This window comes from Streptoalloteichus hindustanus (genome assembly GCF_900129375.1).
GTDB lineage: Bacteria > Actinomycetota > Actinomycetes > Mycobacteriales > Pseudonocardiaceae > Streptoalloteichus > Streptoalloteichus hindustanus.
Window position 1 is genome coordinate 238,004 of sequence record NZ_FQVN01000003.1, and the last position, 22,659, is coordinate 260,662.

Below are 22,659 nucleotides of genomic sequence, written 5' to 3' on the forward strand. Positions count from 1 at the left end.
ATCGACGCTCCCACCAGGGTAAACGGTGCGTCCGTCCGGCCGACGCGGCCTGTCAGTAGCGGGCCGTCACCGTCGCCACCCACGTGGGGGAGCTTCATAACACCTGGTCATTGCACGTCCGACGGCCCTTGCCACGCATCGTGACCGGGCCGCATTCTCCGTGCACAACCCTGCCGTGACTCTCCGTCAACGATCGGAGGCATGATGTTACGCACGCGTCGCAGGCTCGTCGCCGCGGCGGTTGGCGCCTGTCTGTCCCTGCTCGTCCCGCTCTCGGTCGCCGGAGCGGACGCGCGGTGGGCGGGTGGCCAGCCGTCGGCCGGGGCCGACTCGACCCGGCCGGACGACCTGGCCGTGTACCAGGTGCATGGGGCCACCAGCCCGCAGCTGCGCACCACCATCGCCCGGACGGGTGTCGACATCCTGGGGGTGGACGGGGACCGCGTGTCGGTCACCGCCACGCGGGACCAGCTCGCGGCCGTCCAGGCGGCCGGCTTCCGGACCGAGCTGGTGGAGAAGGTGAACCGCGGGGACGGTCCGACCACGTTGGACTTCCCGCCGAGGGACTCGGCCTACCACAACTACTCGGAGCTGACCGCCGAGCTGCGGCAGACCGCGTCGAAGTACCCGTCGATCACGAAGCTGTCCAGCGTCGGCAAGTCGCACCAGGGCCGCGACCTGTGGCTGCTGAAGATCAGCGACAACGCGGCGACCGACGAGGACGAGCCCGAGGTCCTGTTCACCTGCAACCAGCACGCGCGGGAACACCTCACGGTGGAGATGTGCCTGCGGATCGTGGAGCGGTTCACCAAGGGGTACGACAGCGACCCCGAGATCAAGCAGTTCGTGGACACGCGGGAGATCTACGTGATCACCAGCGTGAACCCGGACGGCGCCGAGTACGACATCGCCACCGGCAGCTACCGGGGCTGGCGCAAGAACCGGCAGGGCTCCGGCACCGACCCGAACCGGAACTGGGGCTACAAGTGGGGGTGCTGCAACGGGTCCAGCGGCAGCCCGAGCAGCGAGACCTACCGCGGCCCGTCGGCCTTCTCGGCGCCGGAGACCGCACGGGTGCGCGACTTCGTCAACTCCCGGGTGGTGGGCGGCAAGCAGCAGATCACCGCGCACATCGACTTCCACACCTACTCGGAGCTGATCCTGTGGCCCTACGGCTACACCCACTCCGAGACCGCGCCCGGCCTGACGGCGGAGGACGCCAGGGTGTTCAGCACGCTGGGCAGGGAGATGGCCGAGACCAACGGCTACACCCCGCAGCAGTCCAGTGACCTCTACGTCACCGACGGCTCGGTGAACGACTGGATGTGGGCCCAGCACAAGATCTGGTCCTACACCTTCGAGATGTACCCGCGCACCGGAAGCGGCCTGTCCGGCTTCTACCCGCCGGCCAGCGTCATCCCGAGGGAGACGGCGCGCAACGACCAGGCGGTCGACCTGCTGCTGTCCTACGCCGACTGCGTCCCGCGCGTGATCGGCAAGTCCTGCGACTGACAGCCCGCGACTGACGGCCCTGACACCAGCGCCCGTGCGGCACGCGTTCCGACGCGTGCCGCACGGGCGGTCCCGGTGTCAGTCTCGGGTCTCGGGTCTTGGCTCTCCGGCCGGGTTCGGGTCCCCCGGGTCAGCGCGGTCAGCGCAGGTCGGCGACGGCCGCGACGAAGTCGTCCACCTGCTGGGGCGAGACGAAGTAGTGCGGCGAGGCCCGGACGACGGCGTCCAGCCCGCGGTGCGTCATGTCCAGCAGGGTGGAGGTGGTGCGGCTGACCGTGACGGTCACGCCCCGCTCCCGCAGGGTGTCCCGCACCTTCGCCGCCGGGACGCCGTCGACGGTGAAGCTCACGATCCCGCACCGCTGCCGGCCCAGGTCGCGGACGGTCACCCCGGGCAGCGCGGCGAGCCCGGCGCGGGCCCGCTCCGCCCGGTCCAGCACGGCCTCGGCGATCGCGTCGACGCCGAGGTCCAGCGCGTAGCGCAGCGCGGCGAGCAGGCCGAGCCGGTCGGCGACGCTGTACTCCCACAGCTCGAACACCCGGGCGTCGGTGCGCAGGCGCGCCCGCTGGGGCGCCACCCACTCCGCCCCGTGCAGGTCGACCAGGTGCGGGCGCAGCAGGCCGGACGCCGACTCGCGCACCGCGAGCAGGCCGGTGCCGCGCGGGCCGCGCAGCCACTTCCGGCCGGTCACCGACAGCACGTCCACGCCCAGCTCGTCCATCCGGACCCGGAGCTGGCCGACCGACTGGCAGGCGTCGAGCAGGACCAGCGCGCCGACCTCGTGCGCGGCGTCGGCGACCTCGCGCACCGGGTTGACCAGCCCGCCGTTGGTCGGCACGTGCACCAGCGAGACCAGTCGGACCCGCTCGTCGAGCAGGTCGCGCAGCGCCGCCACGGACACCGCGCCGTGCTCGTCGGACGGGATGGGCTCCACGGTCGCGCCGACGGCGGCCGCCCGGTGCAGCAGGCCCACCGCGTTGCCGGCGTACTCCACCTCGGTCACCAGCACCCGGTCGCCCTCGGCCAGCGGGACCGCGGCGAAGGCGAGGTCCCACGACCGGGTGGCGCTGTCGGTGAAGGCGATCTCCTCGGGCCGGCAGCCCAGCAGCTCGGCGGCCAGGCCGTAGCCCGCCTCGATCTCCTCCGCGTGCTCCGCGGCCGCCCGGTACCCGCCGACCTCGGCCTCCCGCCGCAGGTGCCCGACCACCTCGTCGAGCACCTGCCGCGGCGGCAGCGAGGAGCCCGCGCTGTCCAGGAAGACCTGGTCCCGGCACGCGGGCGTGTCCGCGCGCACGACGTCAAGATCGATCATCCGCCACCCTTCCTCTCGTCGCGCCGCCCGGCGCACCCGCCCTGCCCGTCCCGGGCGGCGGCCGTCAGGGCGCGAAGCGCATCACCCTGTCCGCCCACACGTCGAGCAGGGAGTCGTCGTGGCTGATCGCCAGCACCCCCGCGCCGGTGGCCGCGACGTGCGCCTCGACCACGCGCACGAGCGCGGCGGTGGTGGAGGCGTCGAGCATGGCGGTCATCTCGTCGCAGACCAGGTAGCGCGGGCGCAGCGACAGCGCCCTGGCCAGGCAGGCGCGTTGGAGCTGGCCGTCGCTCACCTCGTGCGGCCGGCGGCGCAGCAGCTCGTCGGTCAGCCCGACCTGGTCGGCCAGCTCGGCGACCCGGTCGGCCACGTCGTCGGCGGCGTGACCGGACGCCAGCATCGGCTCGGCCACCACCTCGCGGAGGGTGAACCGGGGGTCGACCGACAGCCGAGGCTGCTGGAAGACCACGCCGACCGCCGTGCGCTGCTCGCGCGGCGCGGCGTGCCGGAAGCGGCGGACTGGCACGTCGTCCAGCCGCACCTCGCCCGCCCACGGCTCCAGCAGCAGGGTGAGCACCCTGGCCAGCGTCGACTTGCCGCAGCCGCTGGGTCCGGCCAGGCCGAGCACCTCGCCGGGGCGGACCTCGACGTCCACCCCGGTGAGCACGGGCCGTCCCCTGACGTAGCCGGCGACCAGGCCGGCCCCGGTCAGCACGGGCGGCGGCAGGCGACCGCGCGGTCGCCGTGCCGGACCAGCTCGGGCGCGCCGGTGCAGCGGGCGTCCCGTTCGGGGCCGCCGCCGGCGAGCAGGGCGCACCGGGGCGCGAAGGCGCAGCCGTCGGGCAGGGCCGTCAGCTCCGGCGGGTGGCCCGGGATCGGCGTGAACCCGCCCTCGGGCAACGCGCCGAGCAGGCCGGCGGTGTAGGGGTGCCACGGATCGGCGAAGACCCGGTCGGCCGGCCCCAGCTCCACCAGACGGCTGGCGTACATCACGGCCACGTCGGTGGCGACCCGGCGGGCCGCCGCCAGGTCGTGGGTGATCATCAGCACCGCCCTGCCCTCCTCGGCGAGGCCGGCGAGCAGGTCGACGGTGCGGTCGACCAGCGGCCGGTCCAGGCCGGTCGTGGGTTCGTCGGCGAGCACCACCGGCGGGTCGCCGGCCAGCGCCAGCGCGACCGCCACCCGCTGGGCGGTCCCGCCGGAGAGCTCGTGCGGGTACCGGTCGAGCACCGCCGGCTCCAGCCCGACCCGCTCCGCGAGGTGCTCCACCAGGCCGGCCGGGTCGTCCACCCCGGGGCGCAACGCCCGCACGGTCTCCAGGAGCTGGGAGCGCGCGGTGCGCACCGGTGTGAGGTGGGTGGCGGAGGACTGCGGCACGAGGCCGACCAGCCGGCCGCGGACCCGGCCGGCCAGCACGCTCTCCGCCGCCGACACCAGCTCGACCGGGTCACTGTCCGAAGTGGACAACGTCGCGGCGCCGCGGAGCCGGGCGTTGCCCGGCAACAGCCCCAGCAACGCCGAGGCGAGCACGGACTTGCCGCAGCCGCTCTCCCCCACCAACGTCAACAACTGCCCGGGGCGCAGGTCGAAGGACACGTCGGTGACCGCGCGCACCTCGCCGCGCTTTCCCTTGCGTCCCAACAGGAAGCGCACCGACAGGCGGTCAACGCTCAACAGCGGCGCCGCCAGCTCGGCCGAGGCGGGCGCGGCGTCCCCCACCGCGGCGGTCACAGCGCCAACTCCGATCGACGTCGGGGCACCAGCCGGTCGCGCCAGGTCGCGGCGACGCCGGAGACCGCGAGGGTGGCCACGACCAGCAGGACCGAGGGCAGCGTGACGATCCACCACGCGCCCAGCAACACCGCGTCCCTGCCGTCGCCGAGGATGTTGCCGATGCTGGCCATGTGCGGCGGCAGGCCCAGGCCGAGGAAGCTCAGCGCGGTCTCGTGCCAGACCGCGTGCGGCAGCAGCAGGACCGCCGAGATCGCGGCCTGCGGCACCACCGCCGGCAGCAGGTGCCGGCGCACCACCCGCCACCGCGACGAGCCGCCCGAGATCGCCGCGTCGATGTACGGCCGCTGCCGCAGGGACAGCACCTCGGAGCGCACGATGCGGGCGACCGTGGTCCAGTGCGTCAACGCGATCGAGGCGACCACGGCGGTGAGGCTACCCCGGTACAGGGCGACGATCACGATGCCGAGCAGCAGGTGCGGCACCGCGTTGATGGTGTCCACCACGCGCATCAGCAGTCGGTCGGTCCAGCCGCCGACCGCGCCCGACACCGCGCCCACGACGGCGCCGAACACGGTGGAGATCACCGCGCACAACACCGCCACCAGCAACGACACCCGCAGCCCCGCGAAGGCGAGCAGCACCAGGTCCCGCCCCGTCTCGTCGGTGCCGAACAGGTGCTCGGCGCTCGGCGGGCGCCGCACCGCGCCGTAGTCGAGAACCCGCTCGTCCAGCCCGCCCAGCCACGGCAGCAGGACCGCGCCCGCGGCGAGCACGGCCAACGTCGCCCCGCCGACGATCCACCTCAGCCGGGCGCGGCCGGAACCGGCAGCGGCGTGCGGGGTTCCGGCGCGGCGGCGGGCGGCGGAGCGCCACTCCCCCGGCCTCGCGCCCGGGCCGCCACCGGCGTTCGCGGCCCCCTTGGCGCCCTCGATGCCCTCGATGTCCTTGATACCTTTGGTGTCCTTGGCTTTCGCCTTGCCTGTGGTGTCCACAGTGGACGCCGTCAGCGGATCAGCCATCGGTCGCCACCCTGGGGTCGAGCAGCGCGGAGGCCACGTCGGCCAGCAGCGATCCGAGCAGCACGGCCACCGTCGCCAACAGGGTCAGCGCCGCGAGCAACGGGAAGTCCACGGACAACGCGGCCTTGACCACCGCCGAGGCCACCCCCGGCCAGGAGAAGACCTCCTCGACCAGCACGGCGCCGGTGACCAGCTCCGGCACCCGCGCGCCGACCAGGGTCACGAACGGCAGCAACGCCGTGGGCAGGGCGTGGCGCAGCACCACGACCCGCTCGGCCAGGCCCCGCGCCCGCGCGCCGGTCACGTGGTCCTCGGCCAACGCCGACAACAGCGACTGCCGCACGTGCAGCACCAGCCACGGCGACTGCGAGACGCCCAGCACCAGCGCGGGCAGCACCAGGTGCCGGGCCACCTGGCCGGCGCTCGCCTCGGCCCCGGCGTCGGTGAGCCCGGCGACCGGCAGCCAGCCCAGGCCCAACGCGAAGACCGCGATCGCGCCCAGCGCCAGCACGAACGGCGGCACGCCCTCCAGCGCGTGCCCGACCGCGGTGACGACCCGGTCCAGCCAGCCGCCCTGCCGCCACGCCGCCGCCACCCCGAGCAGCAGGGCGACGAGCACCGCGACCGCCAGCGCCACCCCGACCAGCAGCAGCGTCCACGGCAGCCGCTCGCCGACGACGTCGGCCACCGGCTGGCGGAAGGACCGGCTGTGCCCGGGGTCGCCGGTCAGCAGTCCGCCGGCCCACCGTCCGAACTGGACGATCACCGGGTCGTCCACGCCGAGTTCGGCGCGCACCCGGTCGACGTCCTCCCGCGACGCGTTGAAGATCTGCACGCCGTAGTACTGCTTGACCGGGTCGAAGGGGGACAGCGCGCCGAGCGCGAAGACCGCGGCGCTGACCAGCGCCAGCACCGGCACCGCGAAGAGCAGCCGCCGACCGGCCATGGCCGCGACCGCCCTCGCCCGGGTGCGCCGGCCCGAACCGGGCCCGAGATCCCGCCGGCGGCCCGGCTTCTCCGAACGGCCCGGTTCTTCCGAACGTCGCTGGGCCGCCGCCGGGGCCGGTCCGGACGCGCCGTCGGTCATCGCCGGGGCGCCCAGTCCTGGAGGTTCCACCACGGACCCCAGGTGAAGCCGTGCGTGTGCGGCTCCACGACCTCCTGGTAGCCGGTCCAGCCCTCGCGCACGACGTAGGTGTGGTCCAGGAAGGTCAGGAACACCATGCCGGGGTCGGCCACGTAGGCCCGCTGGAACTGCTTGTAGGCGACGACCCGCTGGGCCGGGTCGGTGGTGCGCCGGCCGGCCTCCAGCGCGGCGTCCACCTCGGCGTTGCGGTAGGAGCCGGGGTTGTTGAAGCCGTTGGCCGCGTAGGAGGAGTGCAGCAGCGGGTAGGACTTCAGGTCCGGGTCGAGCGGGTTGCCACCGCCCAGCACCAGGGCGTCGTTGCCCATGCGCGGCTCGATGGCCTCCCAGCCCAGCCCCTCCAGCACGACCTCGACGCCGACCGCCTTCGCGTCCGAGGCGAACGCCTGCGCGAGGTCCTTGCGGACGTTGTCGCCCGCCGGGTACAGCAGGCTGAACTTCGCGCGCTGACCGTCACGGGCCCGCACGCCGTCGGCGCCCTTGACCCAGCCGGCCGCCTCCAGCGTCCGCTCCGCCTCGGCCCTGTCGTACCGGAACTGGGCGGAGGGCTCGACGAACTCCGGCAGCGCCTGCGGGATCAGGGTCGAGGCGGGCGCGCCCTTGCCGCCGAGCAGCGCGTCGATCATGCCCTGGCGGTTCATGGCCAGGTTCAACGCCAGCCGCATCGCCTTGTCCCCGGTCACCGGGTTGGCCGTCGGCATGACGACGGTGCGGTAGTCGGCGCTCTTGTGCGTCACGACGCGGTAGCCGTCCAGGCCCTCGAAGGTCTTGGCCAGGTTGGGCGGCAGCGGGCCGCCGTCGAACTCACCGCCGCGCATGCGCTGCGCGCGGGTGTTGTCGTCGACGGCGAAGACGACGTTCACCTTGCGGATCTTCGGCGTGCCGTGCCAGTAGGAGTCGTTGGCCTCCAGCACCATCCGCTCGCCCTTGCGCCACTCGGCGAGCCGGAACGGGCCGGTGCCCACGGGCTTCGTGCCCATCGGCGACCGGTCCTGCGGCTCCGGCTTCGCCAGCGCCTCGCTCGGCAGCACGCCGAGCACCAGCTTGTGCCCGAACGGCGCGTAGGGGTGGGCGAGGTCGAACCGCACGGTGAGCGGGTCGACCTGCTCCACCTTGCTGATCATCGACAGCCCGGAGCGGACGGTCGACGCGTAGGCCGGGTCGAGCGCCGCCCGGTAGGTGGCCACGACGTCCTCGGCGCCGAAGGTCGAGCCGTCGTGGAACCTGACGTCCTTGCGGAGCTTCACCGTCCAGGACCGGCCGTCGGCGGAGGGCTGCGGCGGCTCGGCGGCCAGCGCCGGCTCCAGCGTGCGGTCCGCCCGGTAGGTCAACAGCCCGTCGAAGATCTTCGACACGCCCTCCTCGCCGTAACCGAGCAGGGGGTTGAGGCTCTCCGGCTCGTAGGCGTCGGCGAGCGTGAGCTGGCTCTTGTCGCGGCCGGAGTCCGGCGTCGACGGCGTCGAGCAGCCGGCGACGGCCACGGCAGCCGCGAGCACGGCGGCGGTCGGCAGGAGTCCGCGGGGGAAAGGCACGCGCCGACCCTAGATTCCGCTGCGAACCACTTGCAACAACCGGGTTGTACCGGAAATCACGTCTTGCCGACTCAGCCCACGAGCAGCACCTTCAGCGCCGCGCGCAGGTGCGCGGTGATCGCCTCACCCGCCGAGGCGGCGTCGCCGGCGACCAACGCTGCCAGGATGGCCTCGTGCCCGGCCAGCACTTCCTCCCTGCGCTCCGTGGTGTCGTAGAGCGCCGCCATGGCGCACCGCACCTGCCGGGCGCGCAGGCCCTCGTAGATCTGGGTCAGCAGGCGGTTGCCGGTCGCCGCCACCAGGGCGGTGTGGAACCGCTGGTCCCACTCGGCGAACGCGCGCAGGTCGGCGGCCGCGCGCAGGGTGCGCTGCATCTCGACGGCGTGCCGCATCTCGGGGAGCGGGGGGTTGCCGGCGGCCAGCACCCGCTCCGCGGCGTACCGCTCGACCACGCCGCGCAGCTCCATCAGCTCGCTGACCTCGCGCCCGGTGACCGGCGCGACGTAGGCGCCCCGCTTCGGCACCAGGCGCACGAGGTCCTCGGCCGCGAGCAGCAGCAGGGCCTCCCGCACCGGCGTGCGGGAGACGCCGACCCGGTCGGCGATCTCCTGCTCGCTGACGAACTGGCCCTGCAGCTGGGGGTCGGTGAGCACCGTGTCCCTGAGGAACTCGTACGCCCGCTCCCGGCCGGATGTCACCTCACGCCCCCTACGTTTCCCGCCTACCCATGGGAGAGGCTAACAGCGGGTCATCGTATGACCACCGCGAGTGGAGGAGGAGCCAGTGCAGATCGGGCTGTGCCAGATCGTGTCGACGCCGGACCCCGAGGCGAACCTGTCGCTGGTGCGCGACGGTGTGGCCGAGGCGGCCGGGCGGGGCGCGGAGGTGGTGGTGTTCCCCGAGGCCACGATGGCCTGCTCCGGGGTGAACTGGGCGGAGGTGGCCGAGCCGCTGGACGGGCCGTGGGCCGGACGGGTGCGGCGGATCGCGGCCGAGGCCGGGGTGGTCGTGGTCGTCGGGATGTTCACCCCTGACCCCGACGGCCGGGTGCGCAACACGTTGCTGGTCACCGGGCCGGGTGTGGAGACGCACTACGACAAGATCCACCTGTTCGACGCGTTCGGCTACCAGGAGTCGAAGTACGTCGCCCCTGGCGACCAGCCGGTGACCTTCGCCGTGGGCGGGATCACGGTTGGCGTGGCGACCTGCTACGACGTCCGGTTCCCCGGGCTGTTCACGGCGTTGGCGGAGCGCGGCGCGTCGGTGGTGCTGCTGCCGGCGAGCTGGGGCGCGGGGCCGGGCAAGCGGGAGCAGTGGGAGCTGCTCGTGCGGGCCAGGGCGCTGGACAGCACGTCCTGGGTGGTGGCCTGCGACCAGGCCGACCCGGTGACGGTCGGGCGGGAGCCGATCGGCACGGCGCCCTGCGGCATCGGCGTGAGCACGGTGGTGGACCCGTGGGGCAGGGTGCACGCCCGGCTGGGCGCGGAGCCGGACTGCCTGGTGGTCGAGATCGACCCGGCGACCGCCGCGGAGGCCCGCCGCACCAACCCGGTGCTGGCCAACCGCCGCTTCTGACCGCCCAGGTCGGCGGCGCACCCCGTACGGCACGGCACAGCGGCGGCGTCCGTTCGTGCCGTGCGGGCTGTGCCGCCGCCCGTCCGGGATACGGCTCTCCGGGATACGGCTCTCCGGGACACCGGTCGGGGACGCCGGTCCGGGGCTCCCGGCCCCGCCGGCGCCCACCACCCCTGCCCGGTACAGCCCCCTCCCGCCCGGGGGGCGACCCCGCGTCCAGCCTATCGGCCGCCGACCGGGCGCCCCAACCCCACTTCGCTCCACTGTGGACAACTCGGGCCCCTGTGGACAACCACCCCGCCACCACACGGGAAGAGGGACTGACGCGGACCGTCCAACCGACCCGCGCCAACCCCTCACCAGGCAGAACCCCGCCCGCCTCCGACAGAAATCACATGTCAAGACCGAGATCGAGTGACGGGCTGGAATGCGTCAGCGCGCCGACCGAGAGGTAGTCCACCCCGGTCTCCGCGTACGCCCTGGCCACGTCGAGCGTCAGCCCGCCGGAGGCCTCCAGCCGCGTCCGCGCCCCCGCCGCGTCTCGGCGGCGCACCGCCTCGGCGCACTGCGGGACGGTGAAGTTGTCCAGCAGCACCTCCTCGGCGTCCACGGCCAGCACCGCGTCCAGCTCCGCCAGCGTCGTCACCTCGACCTCGCACGGCAGGCCGGGCGCGTGCCGGCGCGCGGCGGCCAGGGCGGCGGTCACCGAGCCGGCGGCGACGACGTGGTTGTCCTTGATCAGCACGGCGTCGCCGAGGCCCATCCGGTGGTTCACCCCGCCCCCGCACCGCACCGCGTACTTCTGCAGCGACCGCAGGCCGGGCAGCGTCTTGCGGCTGTCCCGGACGGCGCACCCGGTCCCGGCGACCGCGTCGACCCACGCGGCGGTCGCGGTCGCCACCCCGGAGAGGTGGCAGACCAGGTTGAGCGCGGTGCGCTCGGCGGTCAGCAGCGCCCGCACCGGCGCCCGCAGCCGCAGGGCCACGTCGCCCGGGGCCAGCCGCTGACCGTCCGCGCCCCGGTCCAGCACCTCGTAGTCGCCGACCACGACGTCCAGGACCGCCAACGCCACCGGCAACCCGGCCAGAACGCCCGGCCGGCGCGAGCTCATCACCGCCTCGGCCACGGCCTCGGCCGGCACGGTGGCCTCGGTGGTGACGTCGGGCCCGTACCGCAGGTCCTCGTCCAGCGCCTGGCCGACGACCCGCCGCACCTCGGCGACGTCCAGTCCCGCCCCGGCCAGCGCGGCGGCGACCTCGTCGGAGATCCCCGGGGACACCGACGACACCCGGGACACCGAAGACGCCGGAGGCTCCGGGTTCGCGGAAGACACGTGGTTCATGCGGCCCCTCCCAAAGCGACGGTCTCGAAGAACGCGAGCCTGCCGGCCGCGTCGAGCCGGAGCGGCAGGCTGCGCCGCCACGACTCCTCGGTGCGGGGGAAGTCGGTGCGCACGTGACAGCCCCGCGTTTCCTTCCGCTCGCCGGCGGCGAGCAGCACCGCCCTGGCCACCATGGCCAGCGCGGCGTCCTCCACCTCGCGGTGTGTCCGAAGTGGACGGTGGACGGAGTGCGCCTCCAGCACCGACTCCGCCTCCACCAGACCGGACGCGTCCCGCCCGATGGCGGCGTAGCGGCTCATCACCCGCTGGAGCGCGGCCCGCTCGACGACCGGCGCCGCCGGCAGCTCGGCCGGCTCGGCCGCCCTCGGGTCGGCGAGCCGGCCGGCGGCCAGGTCCGCCGCCGCGGCGCGGGCCGCGCGGGCCCCGACCACCAGACCCTCCAACAAGCTGTTGGACGCCAACCGGTTCGCGCCGTGCAGACCGGTCCGCGCGACCTCCCCGGCGGCGTAGAGGCCGGTGACGCTGGCCCGACCGTCCACAGTGGTCACGACTCCGCCGCAGGCGAAGTGCGCGGCCGGCGCGACCGGGATCGGCTCCGCCGCCGGGTCGATCCCGGCCGCCCGGCAGGCGGCGTGCACGGTCGGGAACCGCCGCCGGAACGCCTCGCCGCCCAGGTGCGTGGCGTCCAGCAGGACGTGGTCGGCGCCGGTGGCGACCATCCGACGGGTGATCGCGGCGGCCACGACGTCGCGCGGCGCGAGGTCGGCCAGCGGGTGCACCCCGGCCATCACCCGGGCGCCGGCGCGGTCGACGAGCACCGCGCCCTCGCCCCGCACCGCCTCGGTCACCAGCGGCCGGCGGCCGTGCTCCCCGGCGCCGGTGAACAACACGGTGGGGTGGAACTGCACGAACTCGACGTCGGCGAGCACGGCGCCGGCCCGCACCGCGAGCGCGAGGCCGTCGCCGGTGGCCACCTCCGGGTTGGAGGTCGCCTGGTAGAGCTGGCCGACGCCGCCGGTGGCCAGCAGGACGGCGGGCGCGCGCACCGCGCCCGGCACCCCGTTGCCGTCGAGCACCACCAGGCCGGCCACCTCGCCGGCCGGGGTGCGCAGCGCCTCCACCGCGATGTGCTGCTCCAGCACCGGGATGCGCCCGTCCCGCAACGTCGCCAGCAACGCGCGCTCCACCTCGGCGCCCGTGGCGTCCCCGCCGGCGTGCACCACGCGGAACGTGCTGTGGCCGCCCTCCCGGGCGCGGGCGAGCCGGCCGTCCTCGGTCGTGTCGAAGCGGGCGCCGCCGCGCAGCAGCCGCTCCACGGCCGGCGGACCGTCGGCGAGGATGGCGGCCACGGCGGCCTCCTCGCACAGCCCGGCGCCGGCGACGAGGGTGTCGGCGACGTGCCGCTGCACCGAGTCGCCCGGCTCGTGCTGGCCGGGCAGGACGACGGCCACGCCGCCCTGCGCCCACGGCGTGTTGCCCTCGGCCAGGCCGGCCTTGGTCACCACCAGCACCCGCAGCCCCAGCTCGCGCGCGGTGAGGGCGGCGGTCAACCCCGCCACGCCGGTGCCGACGACCACGAGGTCGGCACCGGCCTCCCAGAAGGGAGTCATCACTCCCCGCCCCCGGGCTGGCCGATGGCGATCATGCGCCGCACCGCGCCCCTGGCGCGCTCGGCGACGTCCGGGGCGACGTGGACCTCGTCGCGCCCCTCCCGCAGCGCGCGCAGCAGCGCGGCCGGCGTGATCATCTTCATGTAGCGACAGGCGGCGCGGTCGTTGACCGCCCGGAAGTCGATCTCCGGCGCGGCCCGGCGCAGCTGGTGCAGCATGCCCACCTCGGTGGCCACGAGCACGGTGCGCGCGTGCGTGTCGCGGGCGGCCTTCACCATGTCGCCGGTGGACAGGATCTTCACCTTGTCCTGCGGCACGGTGCCCTCCCCCGCCAGGTACAGCGCGGAGGTGGCGCAGCCGCACTCGGGGTGGATGAACAGGTCGGCGTCCGGGTTGGCCGCGGCCTTCTCGGCCAGCTCCGGGCCGTTGATGCCGGCGTGCACGTGGCACTCGCCGGCCCAGATGTGCAGGTTCTCCCGGCCCGTCTCGCGCTTCACGTGCGCGCCGAGGAACTGGTCGGGGCAGAACAGCACCTCGCGGTCGGCAGGGATCGACCGCACCACGTCGACGGCGTTGGACGAGGTGCAGCAGATGTCGGTCTCCGCCTTCACCTCGGCGGTGGTGTTGACGTAGGAGACGACCACCGCGCCCGGGTGCTCGGCCTTCCAGGCCCTGAGCTGCTCGGCGGTGATGGAGTCGGCGAGGGAGCAGCCGGCGCGCTCGTCCGGGATCAGCACCGTCCTGTCCGGGCTGAGGATCTTCGCGGTCTCGGCCATGAAGTGCACGCCGCAGAAGACGATCGTGTCGGCGTCGCTCTCCGCGGCGATCCGGCTCAGCGCGAGCGAGTCGCCGGTGTGGTGCGCGATGTCCTGGATCTCCGGCAACTGGTAGTTGTGCGCCAGGATGACCGCGTTGCGCCGCTCGGCCAGTCGCAGCACCTCCTCCCGCCACGCCGCGTCCGGCCGGACCCCGTCGTAGGGCTCCAGTGCCGATGCCCGCTCCACGGATGCAGTAGCGGCCATGTCGTCCTCCTCGTACTCCCGCGGGACACCCGCCCCGGGCTCGCCGCCACGCGGGGGCGACCCGGCTGGCCGAGCCCTGTCCCGACGGCCGGTTGGCCGTCGGCCCGGTTTTCGACTTAGGATCGAAAACATGGGTGATGGTATCAGCCATTCGGGTGGTGTGGCACATGAGGTGTTGGCCGCGGTGCTCCAGGTGAGAGACGGATCACTCCAGGTCATGCTGTGGCAACGGGCCCGGGAACCGCACGTGGGGCGGTGGGCGCTGCCCGGCGGCGGGCTCTGCCCGGACGAGGACGTGGAGGCGTCCATCCGGTGGCACCTCGCGGAGAAGGTCGACGTCCGCCGGCTCTCCCACGTCGAGCAGCTCGCCGTGTTCAGCGCGCCCGACCGGGTGCCGGGGCCGCGCGTGGTCGCCACCGCCTTCCTCGGCCTGGTCCCCTGCGACGTCGACCCGGAGACGCCCGAGGACACCGCGTGGCACCCGGTCGCCGCGCTGCCGGAGACCGCCTTCGACCACGGCGCGATCGTGCTGCGCGCCCGCGACCGCCTGCGCGCCAAGCTCTCCTACACGAACCTGGGCTTCGCCCTCACGCCCCCGGAGTTCACCGTCTCGGCCCTGCGGGAGCTGTACTCGGCCGCGCTGGGCTACCGGGTGTCCGCGACCAACCTGCAACGCGTGCTGTCGCGCCGGGGTCTGCTGGAGCCCACCGGGCGCACCGCGCCCCCCGGCCCCTCGGGCGGCCGACCCGCCGCCCTCTTCCGGTTCACCGGACGGGGACTGTCCGTGACCGACCCGTTCGCGGTGCTCAAACCGCCCCGGAGCACACGTTGAGCAGCGAAATGGTCATCCGACCGGCATTCGTCCGGGCGGCGTCGTAACGTGAACGGGTGGCCGAGACGCTACCGCTGTTCCCGTTGGGCACCGTGCTCTTGCCCGGAGCGTCCCTGCCGCTGCACGTCTTCGAGCCGCGCTACCGGCAGCTCACCGTCGACCTGATGACCGAGGTCGTGCCCGACCGCCGGTTCGGCGTCGTCGCGATCAGGCAGGGGTGGGAGGTCGGCGCCGACAACATCGAGTCGCTGCACGGGGTCGGCTGCTCGGCGACGCTGCGCGAGGCCCGCCGGCTGCCGGACGGCCGCTTCGACGTCGTCGCGCTCGGAGAACGCCGGTTCCGGCTGCTCGACGTGGACGCCGACGCCGCGCCGTACCTGGTGGGCACGGTGGAGTGGCTGCCGGACAGCACGCCGGAGCCGGAGATCGACAACGCGGCCCCCGCGCTCGCCGAGGCGGCCAGGGCCGCGCACCGCCGCTACTGCGCGATCGCGTGGTCGCGCGAGGACTGGCGGGAGCCGCCGCCGGAGACCGAACCCGGCGACCTGGCCCACCTCCTCGCCGCGGACTGCCTGCTCAGCACCGAGGACCGGCAGCGCCTCCTGGAGCAGACCTGCCCGGTGCTGCGCCTGCGCCTGATCCGCCGCGTGCTGGCCCGGGAGTCCGGCCTGCTCGGCATGCTGCGCGCCGTCCCGGCCCCGGTCTCCGACTTCGCCGAGCTCCCCTCCCGCAACTGAGCCCGCAACTGAGCACCGCCGCTGTCGTGGCGGCGCTGTCGTGGCGGCGCTGTCGCGGGGCGGCGGGGACTCAGGCGCCGACCGTGCCGTCGACGCCCTCGCGCAGGAAGTCGGCGTGCCCGTTGTGCCGGGCGTACTCGTGGATCAGGTGCAACATCACCAGGCGCAGCGACACCGGCTCCCCCGTCCGGTAGTGCCGGCCGGTGACGTCGAGCGACTCGGCGCTCCGCTCGATGCGGCGGGCGTGCTCGACCTCCGCCTGCCAGGCCGCGAACGCCTCCTCCCGGGTTGCGGTGCTGGCGTCGTAGGCCACCTGGAAGTCACCCTCGTCGGACCAGACGAGCGGGACGTCCTCCCCGTCGATCACGCGCCGGAACCAGGCCCGCTCGACCTCGGCCATGTGCCGCACCAGGCCCAGCAGGGACAACGTCGAGGGCGGCATGGACTGCCGGCGCAGGTCGTCGTCGGAGAGGCCGTCGCACTTCATGGCGAGCGTGGCGCGGTGGAAGTCGAGGTAGGCGCGGAGCATCTCGCGCTCACCGCCGACCAGCGGCGGACTGGGACGTTCGGTGGTGACCATGGGGCGGTCCCTTCGCAGGAGGAACGACAACCCGTGATCCTGGGCAGGAAGCCGGCGAAGCACCACCGGGTTTTCCTCCCGCCCACGTGGTCGCCCCGAACCACCAACGGTCCACAGTGGACAGAACAGTCGAGCCCGGAGAGCTGGCGTGTTGTCCACCGGGGAACAGCGGTCACCCATCCCGGGCCATTTCGCCATCGCCACACGGAAGAGCGACAGCACTGCCAGCCCGATTGTCAGACCCCCGTGAGACGTTGGAAATGGGGGGTCCCCCGAGTTACAGAGGTGTACGCGGCGACCGCCGGCCGCCGCTCGTCCCCGCAGCGCTGATCACGACGTTCCCCCGCCGCCACCCGCGCCGGAAACGCCGTCAGCCCAGGCGACGACCCAGGTCGTCGTGACCGTTCCACGCGGCGCACACCCCGTAGGCGAGCAGGGTGGCCAGCGGCTGGGCCAGCACCACCCACCCCGACTCCAGCCGCGGCGGGTCCCGCAGCAGGGCGCCGGGCCGCCCCAGGTCGCCCAGCTCGTAGAGCGCCTCGGCGAACGTCGGGCCCGTCCGCAGGGCGAGCCAGGCCGCCACCACCGACCCCAGCGCGGCGGCGAGCATGACGACCGGCCCCCGCCGTTGCCGCAGCAGCCACACCGCGACCCCGGTGAGCAGCCCCGCGGCCAGGGTGAGCAGCAGGAAGACCCCGAGGTCGTCGAAGCGGTGGTAGCTCTCCAACGGCAGCGGCGCCAGCCGGTTGCCCTGGAGGACCCGGACCTGCTGCGGCGGGGCGAGCCGCGACCACAGCCAGCCGACCGGCAGACCGACCAGCGCCACCGTGGACAGCACGCTCACCGCGGGCAGCAGGTCGCGTCGCACCACGACCCGCGGCCGCGCGTGGTGCCACTCGGCCGACGGCGGCACGTCCGCTCCCGGCCCGGCCGGCGGAACCCGCTGCGGCTCCACGCGGCTCTCCGGCGACTCCACCGGCTGCTCCGGCACCCGAGACCTCCCGTCGACCCACCGCCCGACCCCCGCCGGGCATCCCGGACCCTAGTGTCGCCCGTGCCCGCCGGTCGTGGCCGGGTGGCCGGGCGACACGTTCAGGCGGTCGGGGCCGACGCGGCGCGGTCGGAGTCGGAGGAGGACGCGCCGTGCGCGCTGCACCGGGCGGTCCACCCGGCCGGGGTCACCTGCACGACCATGCGCCGCGCGCAGTGCGGGCAGTACCGGGGCGGCTCCAGCACGCGCCGCCGCTGACAGGCCGCGTGGTCCCCCTCGGCGGCGGCGCCCCCGCACCAGGCGCAGAAACTGTCGCTCACCTCGTCCTCACAGCGTCTCGCCCAGTCCTCACAGCGTCTCGCTCAGCGCCTTGATCGGCATCCGCAGGTCGCGCAGCATGTCCAGGTCCTGCTGCGCCGGCCGGCCCAGGTTGGTCAGGTAGTTGCCGACGATGATCGCGTTGATCCCGCCGAGCATGCCCTTCTCCGCGCCCAGGTCGCCCAGGGTCAGCTCCCGGCCGCCGGCGAAGCGCAGCATGGTGCGCGGCATCGCCAGCCGGAAGGCGGCCACGGTGCGCAGCGCCTCGGCGCCCTCGACCACCTCGAAGTCCTCGTAGGGGGTGCCCGGCTGCGGGATGAGGAAGTTCATCGGCACCTCGTGCGGGTCCAGCTCGGCAAGCTGGACGGCGAACTCCGCGCGCTGCTCCACGGTCTCACCCATGCCGATGATGCCGCCGCAGCAGACCTCCATCCCGGCCTCGCGCACCATCCGCAGCGTCTCCCAGCGCTCCTCCCAGCTGTGCGTGGTGACCACGGCGGGGAAGTGGGAGCGGGCGGTCTCCAGGTTGTGGTTGTAGCGGTGCACGCCCATCGCGACCAGCTCGTCGACCTGCTCCTGGGTCAGCATGCCCAGCGAGCAGGCGATCTGGATGTCGATCCCGGCCGCGCGGATGGCCTCGATTCCCGCCTTGACCTGCGACAGCAGCCGGCGGTCCGGGCCGCGCACCGCCGCGACGATGCAGAACTCGGTGGCGCCGGTCGCCGCGGTCTGCCGCGCCGCCTCCACCAGTCCGGGGATGTCCAGCCACGCCGACCGCACCGGGCTGGGGAACCGGCCCGACTGCGAGCAGAAGTGGCAGTCCTCGGGGCAGCCGCCGGTCTTGACCGACACGATGCCCTCGACCTCGACCTCGGGACCGCACCAGCGCATCCGCACCTCGTGGGCGAGCTGCAGCAGCTCCTCCAGCCGGTCATCCGGCAGCCGCAGCACCTCCAGCACCTGCGGCTCGGTCAGCCCCTCCCCGCGCTCCAGGACCTGCTCGCGGGCCACGGTGAGGATGTCCGGGGCGCCCGGCTCGACTGCGGTTCGCTCGGCGGCTGCGGTCACGGTTCTCCCCTGTCGTCGTGCGGTCGGCGCCGTAGTCTGCCGCACTCCCCGCCTCCCGCGAAGCGGCGTGGATCACTCTCCCAGCAAACCCGTCCGATGTTGTGGGCGATCCACAACCGGGCCTCATGCCGAGAAGCGCGCGGCGAAGTCCGCGGCGTCGAACTCCCCGCCCAGTTCGGGGGCCAGCCAGCGCCGCGCGGCGGCGAGGAAGTCGGGCGGGGGCAGCTTCCCCATGCCGGCCGGCAGCACGCCGAGCAGCGGCACGCCGGCCGAGGCGGGCAGGTCGGCGAGGTTGCACCGGGAGGCGAGGTCCGGCTCCTCCGGCCAGCTTCCGATGACGACGCCGGCGCAGGCGATCTTGCGGCGGCGCAGCGCCTCCGCGGTGAGGGTGGTGGCGTTGAGCGTGCCCAGCCCCGCCGTGGCCACCATCAGCACCGGGGCGCCCAGCGCCCAGGCGACGTCGGCGAGGGTGCCGCCGCGCTCGTCGAACCGCACCAGCAGCCCGCCGGCGCCCTCCACCAGCACGAGGTCGTGCCGGTCGGCGAGCTCGGTGGCCGCGGCGGCGGCGACGGCGGGCCGCACCGGGGGCAGCCCCGCCCGGCGCGCGGCGGTCTCCGGGGCCAGCGGGTCGGGGTAGCGGGCCAGCTCGCGGCGGGTGACCGGGCCGGCCAGCGCCGCGACCTGGTCGACGTCACCGGGCTCGTCCGGACGCACGCCGGTCTGGGCGGGCTTGAGCACGGCGACGGCGCGGCCGGCGGCGACGGCCAGCGCCGCCACGGCGGCGGTGGTGACGGTCTTGCCGATCTCGGTCCCGGTGCCGGTGATCACAAGGAGATCCACGGCCAGCCAGGCTACGACGTCCGTCCGCGACCCCAACGGGTAGCGTCGGTGCTATGAGCAACAACCAGGTCGTGATGTACGGCGCGGAGTGGTGCGGTGACTGCCGGCGCGCGAAGGCGTGGCTGGTCCGCAACGCGGTGCCGTTCACGGAGATCGACGTCGAGCACGACGAGGCCGCCCAGCGCCGCGCGGTGGAGTTGTCCGGCCGGCAGAACATCCCGGTCGTGGTGCTCCCGGACGGCGGCATCCTGGTCGAGCCGACCGACGCCGAGCTGGCCGCGGCACTCCTGCCGACCAACGCCTGACCGCGCTCCCGCACCCGCACGGCCCCGGTTCTTCCGCGCCCCACAAGGAAAAACCACCCTGAGGACAGCCCCCACCCGCCCTGGGGGGCGAGCCCTGCTCCAGCCTATCCGGGAACCGCCGGGCGCCGCTCCGGTCACTCGCCGACCTGTGGACAACCCCGGTCGGCACATCACCCGCGAGGCGGTTCTCCCGGGTGATGTGGATAACTCCGGCCTTTTTCGGAAAAACCGTTTGACACAGAAGAGCCCAGCCTCAGCGGCCGCACGGCGCGCCGAAGTCGGGAAGATCCCGCGCTCCGGCGCGCCGTCGGACAGCGGCCCGCCCGCGAGGAGGCGCCACGCGCCCCGCCGCCGGTCGGCTCAGGCCACCTCGGCCGCCGCGACCACCGCCGCCGCGATCCGGGCGACGTCGTGGTCCTCGGTGACGTAGGGCGGCATCGTGTAGATCAGGTCGCGGAACGGGCGCAGCCACACCCCGTGCGCCACCGCCGCCTTGGTCGCGACCGCCATGTCTACCGGGTGGTCGAGCTGGACCACGCCGATCGCGCCCAGCACCCGCACGTCCGCCACCCCCGGCAGGTCCGCCGCCGGCGCGAGCCCGCTCCGCAGGCCCGCCTCGATCCGCCGCACCTCGCCGGCCCAGTCCTGCCCGAGCAGCAGGTCGAGGGAGGCGTTGGCGATGGCCGAGGCCAGCGGGTTGCCCATGAACGTCGGCCCGTGCGCGAGCACCGGCACGCTCCCCCTGGAGATCCCCTCGGCCACCCGGGTCGTGCACAGCGTCGCGGCCATGCTCAGGTAACCGCCGGTCAACGCCTTGCCCAGGCACATCACGTCCGGCACGACCCCCGCGCCCACGGCGGCGAACAGGTCGCCGGTGCGCCCGAAGCCGGTCGCGATCTCGTCGAAGACGAGCAGGACGTCGTGCGCGTCGGCGAGCTCCCGCAACGCCCGCAGGTAGCATCCGCAGTGGAACCGCATCCCGCCCGCGCCCTGCACCCTGGGCTCGACGATGATCGCGGCCAGCTCACCGGCGTGCCGCTCGACCGCCTCCGCCAGGTGCGCGAGGTACCCGGGGTCGGCGCCCTCGCCGGCGCAGCTCGCGCCCGGGGGCGGGTCGTTGACGAAGACCTGCTCGGGCAGCACCCCCCGCCACAGGCTGTGCATCCCCCCGTCGGGGTCGCACACGCTCATCGGGTGGAACGTGTCGCCGTGGTAGCCGCCGCGCCACGTCAACAGCCGGCGCTTGTCCGGTCGGCCCACCGAGCGCCAGTACTGCAGGCACATCTTGATGGCGACCTCGACCGACACCGAGCCGGAGTCGCTCAGGAACACGTGCTGGAGCGGCTCCGGGGTGATCTCGACCAGGCGCGCGGCCAGCCGGACCGCCGGCTCGTGGGTCAGCCCGCCGAGCATCACGTGACTCATCCGGTCGAGCTGCCGGCGGGCCGCCTCGTCGAGCACCGGGTGGCGGTAGCCGTGGATCGCCGACCACCACGAGGACATGCCGTCCACCAGCTCGACGCCGTCGGCCAGCCGGAGCCGCACCCCGGCGGCCGACTCCACGACGAGCGGCGCGTCCGTGCCCGGCATCGGCCCGTACGGGTGCCAGACGTGCGCGCGGTCCAGCGCGAGCAGTTCCTCGGGTCGCATGAGCCAGCAGACTACGGCCGCTCCGCCGCGTCGGGGTCGGCGCGGCGGCGGGGATCACGCCCCGGCCGCGGCCCGCTCACGCGGAACGGCTGGCAACGCGGCCCACCGGGAGGTGAGCCGCCCCGCAAGCCGTGAGGAACGACGGCCACGCGGTCGCCGCCAGCCCGACGACGGGTGCCCCGAGCGGCGTCCACCGCCAGGGCACACCGTCGTCCGGCTCGCTACGCCACGTCGACCACGGCGGGCGTCAGCCGGAGCGGGAGCTGGACGAGCCCCCGCATGAGCTGGCTGTTCCGCCACTCCAGCTCCTCGTCGACCAGCTCGATCCGGTCGAACCGGGTGAGCAGGTCCCGGAACGCGATCTCCGCCTCCAGCCGGGCCAACGGCGCGCCCAGGCAGTAGTGGATGCCGTGCCCGAACGCCAGGTGCCCGCCGAGCCCCCTGTCGATGTCGAGCTGGTCCGGGTCGGGGAACCGGTCGCCGTCGCGGTTGCCCGAGCCGAGCGAGACCATCACGATCTCACCCTCCGGGATCTCCACGTCGCCGATCCGCACCGGCTCGCTGGTGAACCGGAAGGTGGCGACGTTGACCGGCGACTCGAACCGCAGGAACTCCTCGACCGCGTTCGGCAGCAGGCCGAGGTCACCGCGCAGGCGGGCCATCTGGTCCGGGTGCCGCAGCAACGACCACACGCCGTTGGCGACGAGGTTGACCGTCGTCTCGTGCCCGGCGACCAGCAGCAGGAAGACCATCGCCAGCAGCTCTTCCTCCGAGAGCTGGTCGCCGTCGTCCCTGGCGGTGACCAGGGCGCTGAACATGTCGTCGCCCGGCTCCCGCCGCTTCCGCTCGATCTGCTCGGTCAGGTAGTTGACCAGACCGGCCGACGCGATCTGGAACTCCTCGGTCTCGCTGTTGGTCACGATGGTGTTCGACCAGCTCCGGAACGAGTCGTGGTCGGCGTCCGGGATGCCCAGGAGCGCGCAGATCACCGTGATGGGCAGCGGGAACGCGTAGGCGGAGATCAGGTCGACCTCCGAGGTCGGGTCGATCCGGTCCAGCAGCGACGCGCTGATCCGCTCGATGCTCGGGCGCAGCGCCTCCACCCGGCGGGCGGTGAACGCCTTGCCCACGAGGCGACGCAGGCGCGTGTGGTCCGGCGGGTCGCTGTTGAGCATGTGCGCCATCAACGACTCGTCGAGAGTGCGGGGGTTTCCCCTGGCCTCCAGCATCGCGCGCAGCCGGTGCGCGTCCTTGGCCAGCCGCGGGTCGGCCAGCGCGGTTCGGGCGTCCTCGTAGCGGGTGACCAGCCACACCGGCGTGCCGGTGGCGGTCGTGGCCTGGGTGACCGGCGCCTCCCGGCGCAGGCGGGCGTAGAGCGGGTACGGGTCCTGGGCGAAGACCCCGTCGAGCACGATGCCGTGCATGGCTCCTCCGGATCACTGTGAACACAGTTCACTCACAAAAACGTGGGAAGTGATCTCCTGGTGCCCGCGGCACGGCAGATGACGACGGGTGGCGGAGCAAGAACGGCCGTGT

The 22,659-nt window shown here is 74.1% G+C and carries 22 protein-coding genes; 5 read left to right on the forward strand and 17 right to left on the reverse strand.

What is annotated here, in order from left to right; translation table 11 throughout:
- Positions 1 to 204 precede the first annotated feature (204 nt).
- The gene (locus tag BUE43_RS10300) at positions 205 to 1,512 is read left to right on the forward strand and encodes a M14 family metallopeptidase (RefSeq protein WP_073482553.1); all 1,308 of its coding nucleotides are present in this window, start codon (positions 205 to 207) and stop codon (positions 1,510 to 1,512) included.
- A 139-nt stretch (positions 1,513 to 1,651) separates the two neighbouring features.
- Here the strand turns inward: BUE43_RS10300 and BUE43_RS10305 are convergent, their stop codons facing one another.
- The 7 genes from BUE43_RS10305 to BUE43_RS10335 all read right to left on the reverse strand — a co-directional run bounded on the left by BUE43_RS10305 (position 1,652) and on the right by BUE43_RS10335 (position 8,951).
- On the reverse strand, positions 1,652 to 2,824 hold the full coding sequence (locus BUE43_RS10305) for an aminotransferase class V-fold PLP-dependent enzyme (protein WP_073481447.1): 1,173 nt from the start codon (positions 2,822 to 2,824) through the stop codon (positions 1,652 to 1,654).
- A 64-nt stretch (positions 2,825 to 2,888) separates the two neighbouring features.
- Complete coding sequence (locus BUE43_RS10310; RefSeq protein WP_073481449.1) at positions 2,889 to 3,539, reverse strand: ABC transporter ATP-binding protein; 651 nt, start codon at positions 3,537 to 3,539, stop codon at positions 2,889 to 2,891.
- Positions 3,533 to 4,555, reverse strand: coding sequence for an ABC transporter ATP-binding protein (locus tag BUE43_RS10315; RefSeq protein ID WP_234995645.1), 1,023 nt, complete (start codon positions 4,553 to 4,555; stop codon positions 3,533 to 3,535). Before BUE43_RS10315 ends, BUE43_RS10310 begins: the two co-directional genes overlap by 7 nt.
- Positions 4,552 to 5,577, reverse strand: a complete 1,026-nt coding sequence (locus tag BUE43_RS10320) for an ABC transporter permease (protein ID WP_073481452.1) — start codon at positions 5,575 to 5,577, stop codon at positions 4,552 to 4,554. Before BUE43_RS10320 ends, BUE43_RS10315 begins: the two co-directional genes overlap by 4 nt.
- Positions 5,570 to 6,523, reverse strand: coding sequence for an ABC transporter permease (locus tag BUE43_RS10325; protein WP_073482559.1), 954 nt, complete (start codon positions 6,521 to 6,523; stop codon positions 5,570 to 5,572). Before BUE43_RS10325 ends, BUE43_RS10320 begins: the two co-directional genes overlap by 8 nt.
- 137 nt (positions 6,524 to 6,660) lie before the next feature.
- A complete protein-coding gene (locus tag BUE43_RS10330; protein WP_073481455.1) occupies positions 6,661 to 8,253 on the reverse strand; it encodes an ABC transporter substrate-binding protein in 1,593 nt (530 codons plus the stop codon).
- Between the two features lie 71 nt (positions 8,254 to 8,324).
- Positions 8,325 to 8,951: a GntR family transcriptional regulator gene (locus tag BUE43_RS10335; protein WP_073481457.1), complete on the reverse strand. Its 627-nt coding sequence runs from the start codon at positions 8,949 to 8,951 to the stop codon at positions 8,325 to 8,327.
- 85 nt (positions 8,952 to 9,036) lie between these two features.
- On the opposite strand from BUE43_RS10335, the gene BUE43_RS10340 reads away from it, so the two are divergent.
- Positions 9,037 to 9,828, forward strand: coding sequence for a carbon-nitrogen hydrolase family protein (locus BUE43_RS10340; RefSeq protein WP_073481460.1), 792 nt, complete (start codon positions 9,037 to 9,039; stop codon positions 9,826 to 9,828).
- Between the two features lie 391 nt (positions 9,829 to 10,219).
- On the opposite strand, the gene nadC is transcribed toward BUE43_RS10340, so the two are convergent.
- Genes nadC through nadA form a run of 3 tightly spaced genes read right to left on the reverse strand, consistent with a single transcriptional unit; the run spans position 10,220 to position 13,802 of the window.
- Positions 10,220 to 11,107, reverse strand: coding sequence for a carboxylating nicotinate-nucleotide diphosphorylase (gene nadC, locus BUE43_RS10345; RefSeq protein ID WP_073482561.1), 888 nt, complete (start codon positions 11,105 to 11,107; stop codon positions 10,220 to 10,222).
- 59 nt (positions 11,108 to 11,166) lie between these two features.
- Complete coding sequence (locus BUE43_RS10350; protein ID WP_073481463.1) at positions 11,167 to 12,780, reverse strand: L-aspartate oxidase; 1,614 nt, start codon at positions 12,778 to 12,780, stop codon at positions 11,167 to 11,169.
- Positions 12,780 to 13,802: a quinolinate synthase NadA gene (nadA, locus tag BUE43_RS10355; RefSeq protein ID WP_073481465.1), complete on the reverse strand. Its 1,023-nt coding sequence runs from the start codon at positions 13,800 to 13,802 to the stop codon at positions 12,780 to 12,782. Before nadA ends, BUE43_RS10350 begins: the two co-directional genes overlap by 1 nt.
- Positions 13,803 to 13,932: 130 nt before the next feature.
- On the opposite strand from nadA, the gene BUE43_RS10360 reads away from it, so the two are divergent.
- Both BUE43_RS10360 and BUE43_RS10365 read left to right on the forward strand, forming a co-directional pair.
- Positions 13,933 to 14,634, forward strand: a complete 702-nt coding sequence (locus tag BUE43_RS10360; RefSeq protein WP_073481468.1) for an NUDIX hydrolase — start codon at positions 13,933 to 13,935, stop codon at positions 14,632 to 14,634.
- A 56-nt stretch (positions 14,635 to 14,690) separates the two neighbouring features.
- Entirely contained in the window at positions 14,691 to 15,371 is a 681-nt protein-coding gene (locus BUE43_RS10365) for an LON peptidase substrate-binding domain-containing protein (RefSeq protein WP_073481470.1), read from the forward strand.
- A gap of 70 nt (positions 15,372 to 15,441) precedes the next feature.
- On the opposite strand, the gene BUE43_RS10370 is transcribed toward BUE43_RS10365, so the two are convergent.
- The 5 genes from BUE43_RS10370 to bioD form a co-directional block, all read right to left on the reverse strand.
- Complete coding sequence (locus BUE43_RS10370; RefSeq protein WP_073481472.1) at positions 15,442 to 15,951, reverse strand: DinB family protein; 510 nt, start codon at positions 15,949 to 15,951, stop codon at positions 15,442 to 15,444.
- Positions 15,952 to 16,321: 370 nt separating this feature from the next.
- The gene (locus BUE43_RS10375) at positions 16,322 to 16,942 is read right to left on the reverse strand and encodes a DUF2567 domain-containing protein (RefSeq protein ID WP_073481475.1); all 621 of its coding nucleotides are present in this window, start codon (positions 16,940 to 16,942) and stop codon (positions 16,322 to 16,324) included.
- A 101-nt stretch (positions 16,943 to 17,043) separates the two neighbouring features.
- The gene (gene bsaP, locus BUE43_RS10380) at positions 17,044 to 17,262 is read right to left on the reverse strand and encodes a biotin synthase auxiliary protein BsaP (protein WP_073481478.1); all 219 of its coding nucleotides are present in this window, start codon (positions 17,260 to 17,262) and stop codon (positions 17,044 to 17,046) included.
- A gap of 28 nt (positions 17,263 to 17,290) precedes the next feature.
- Positions 17,291 to 18,328 carry a biotin synthase BioB gene (gene bioB / locus BUE43_RS10385; RefSeq protein WP_073481481.1) on the reverse strand — a complete coding sequence of 346 codons (1,038 nt, stop codon included), beginning with the start codon at positions 18,326 to 18,328 and terminating at the stop codon, positions 17,291 to 17,293.
- Between the two features lie 123 nt (positions 18,329 to 18,451).
- On the reverse strand, positions 18,452 to 19,168 hold the full coding sequence (bioD, locus tag BUE43_RS10390) for a dethiobiotin synthase (RefSeq protein WP_073481485.1): 717 nt from the start codon (positions 19,166 to 19,168) through the stop codon (positions 18,452 to 18,454).
- Between the two features lie 53 nt (positions 19,169 to 19,221).
- On the opposite strand from bioD, the gene BUE43_RS10395 reads away from it, so the two are divergent.
- Positions 19,222 to 19,473 carry a glutaredoxin family protein gene (locus tag BUE43_RS10395; RefSeq protein ID WP_073481487.1) on the forward strand — a complete coding sequence of 84 codons (252 nt, stop codon included), beginning with the start codon at positions 19,222 to 19,224 and terminating at the stop codon, positions 19,471 to 19,473.
- Between the two features lie 360 nt (positions 19,474 to 19,833).
- On the opposite strand, the gene BUE43_RS10400 is transcribed toward BUE43_RS10395, so the two are convergent.
- Positions 19,834 to 21,123, reverse strand: a complete 1,290-nt coding sequence (locus BUE43_RS10400; RefSeq protein WP_073481490.1) for an adenosylmethionine--8-amino-7-oxononanoate transaminase — start codon at positions 21,121 to 21,123, stop codon at positions 19,834 to 19,836.
- Positions 21,124 to 21,344: 221 nt separating this feature from the next.
- Complete coding sequence (locus BUE43_RS10405) at positions 21,345 to 22,547, reverse strand: cytochrome P450 family protein (RefSeq protein ID WP_073481493.1); 1,203 nt, start codon at positions 22,545 to 22,547, stop codon at positions 21,345 to 21,347.
- Positions 22,548 to 22,659 lie beyond the last annotated feature (112 nt).

Bases quoted from the DNA above. Each gene is read 5' to 3' on its own strand.
- BUE43_RS10370 (WP_073481472.1), bottom strand. From the start codon at position 15,951: ATGGTCACCACCGAACGTCCCAGTCCGCCGCTGGTCGGCGGTGAGCGC.
- BUE43_RS10320 (WP_073481452.1), bottom strand. From the start codon at position 5,577: ATGGCTGATCCGCTGACGGCGTCCACTGTGGACACCACAGGCAAGGCG.
- BUE43_RS10305 (WP_073481447.1), bottom strand. From the start codon at position 2,824: ATGATCGATCTTGACGTCGTGCGCGCGGACACGCCCGCGTGCCGGGAC.
- BUE43_RS10405 (WP_073481493.1), bottom strand. From the start codon at position 22,547: ATGCACGGCATCGTGCTCGACGGGGTCTTCGCCCAGGACCCGTACCCG.
- BUE43_RS10350 (WP_073481463.1), bottom strand. From the start codon at position 12,780: ATGACTCCCTTCTGGGAGGCCGGTGCCGACCTCGTGGTCGTCGGCACC.
- BUE43_RS10395 (WP_073481487.1), top strand. From the start codon at position 19,222: ATGAGCAACAACCAGGTCGTGATGTACGGCGCGGAGTGGTGCGGTGAC.
- BUE43_RS10400 (WP_073481490.1), bottom strand. From the start codon at position 21,123: ATGCGACCCGAGGAACTGCTCGCGCTGGACCGCGCGCACGTCTGGCAC.
- BUE43_RS10325 (WP_073482559.1), bottom strand. From the start codon at position 6,523: ATGGCCGGTCGGCGGCTGCTCTTCGCGGTGCCGGTGCTGGCGCTGGTC.
- BUE43_RS10300 (WP_073482553.1), top strand. From the start codon at position 205: ATGTTACGCACGCGTCGCAGGCTCGTCGCCGCGGCGGTTGGCGCCTGT.
- nadA (WP_073481465.1), bottom strand. From the start codon at position 13,802: ATGGCCGCTACTGCATCCGTGGAGCGGGCATCGGCACTGGAGCCCTAC.
- BUE43_RS10360 (WP_073481468.1), top strand. From the start codon at position 13,933: ATGGGTGATGGTATCAGCCATTCGGGTGGTGTGGCACATGAGGTGTTG.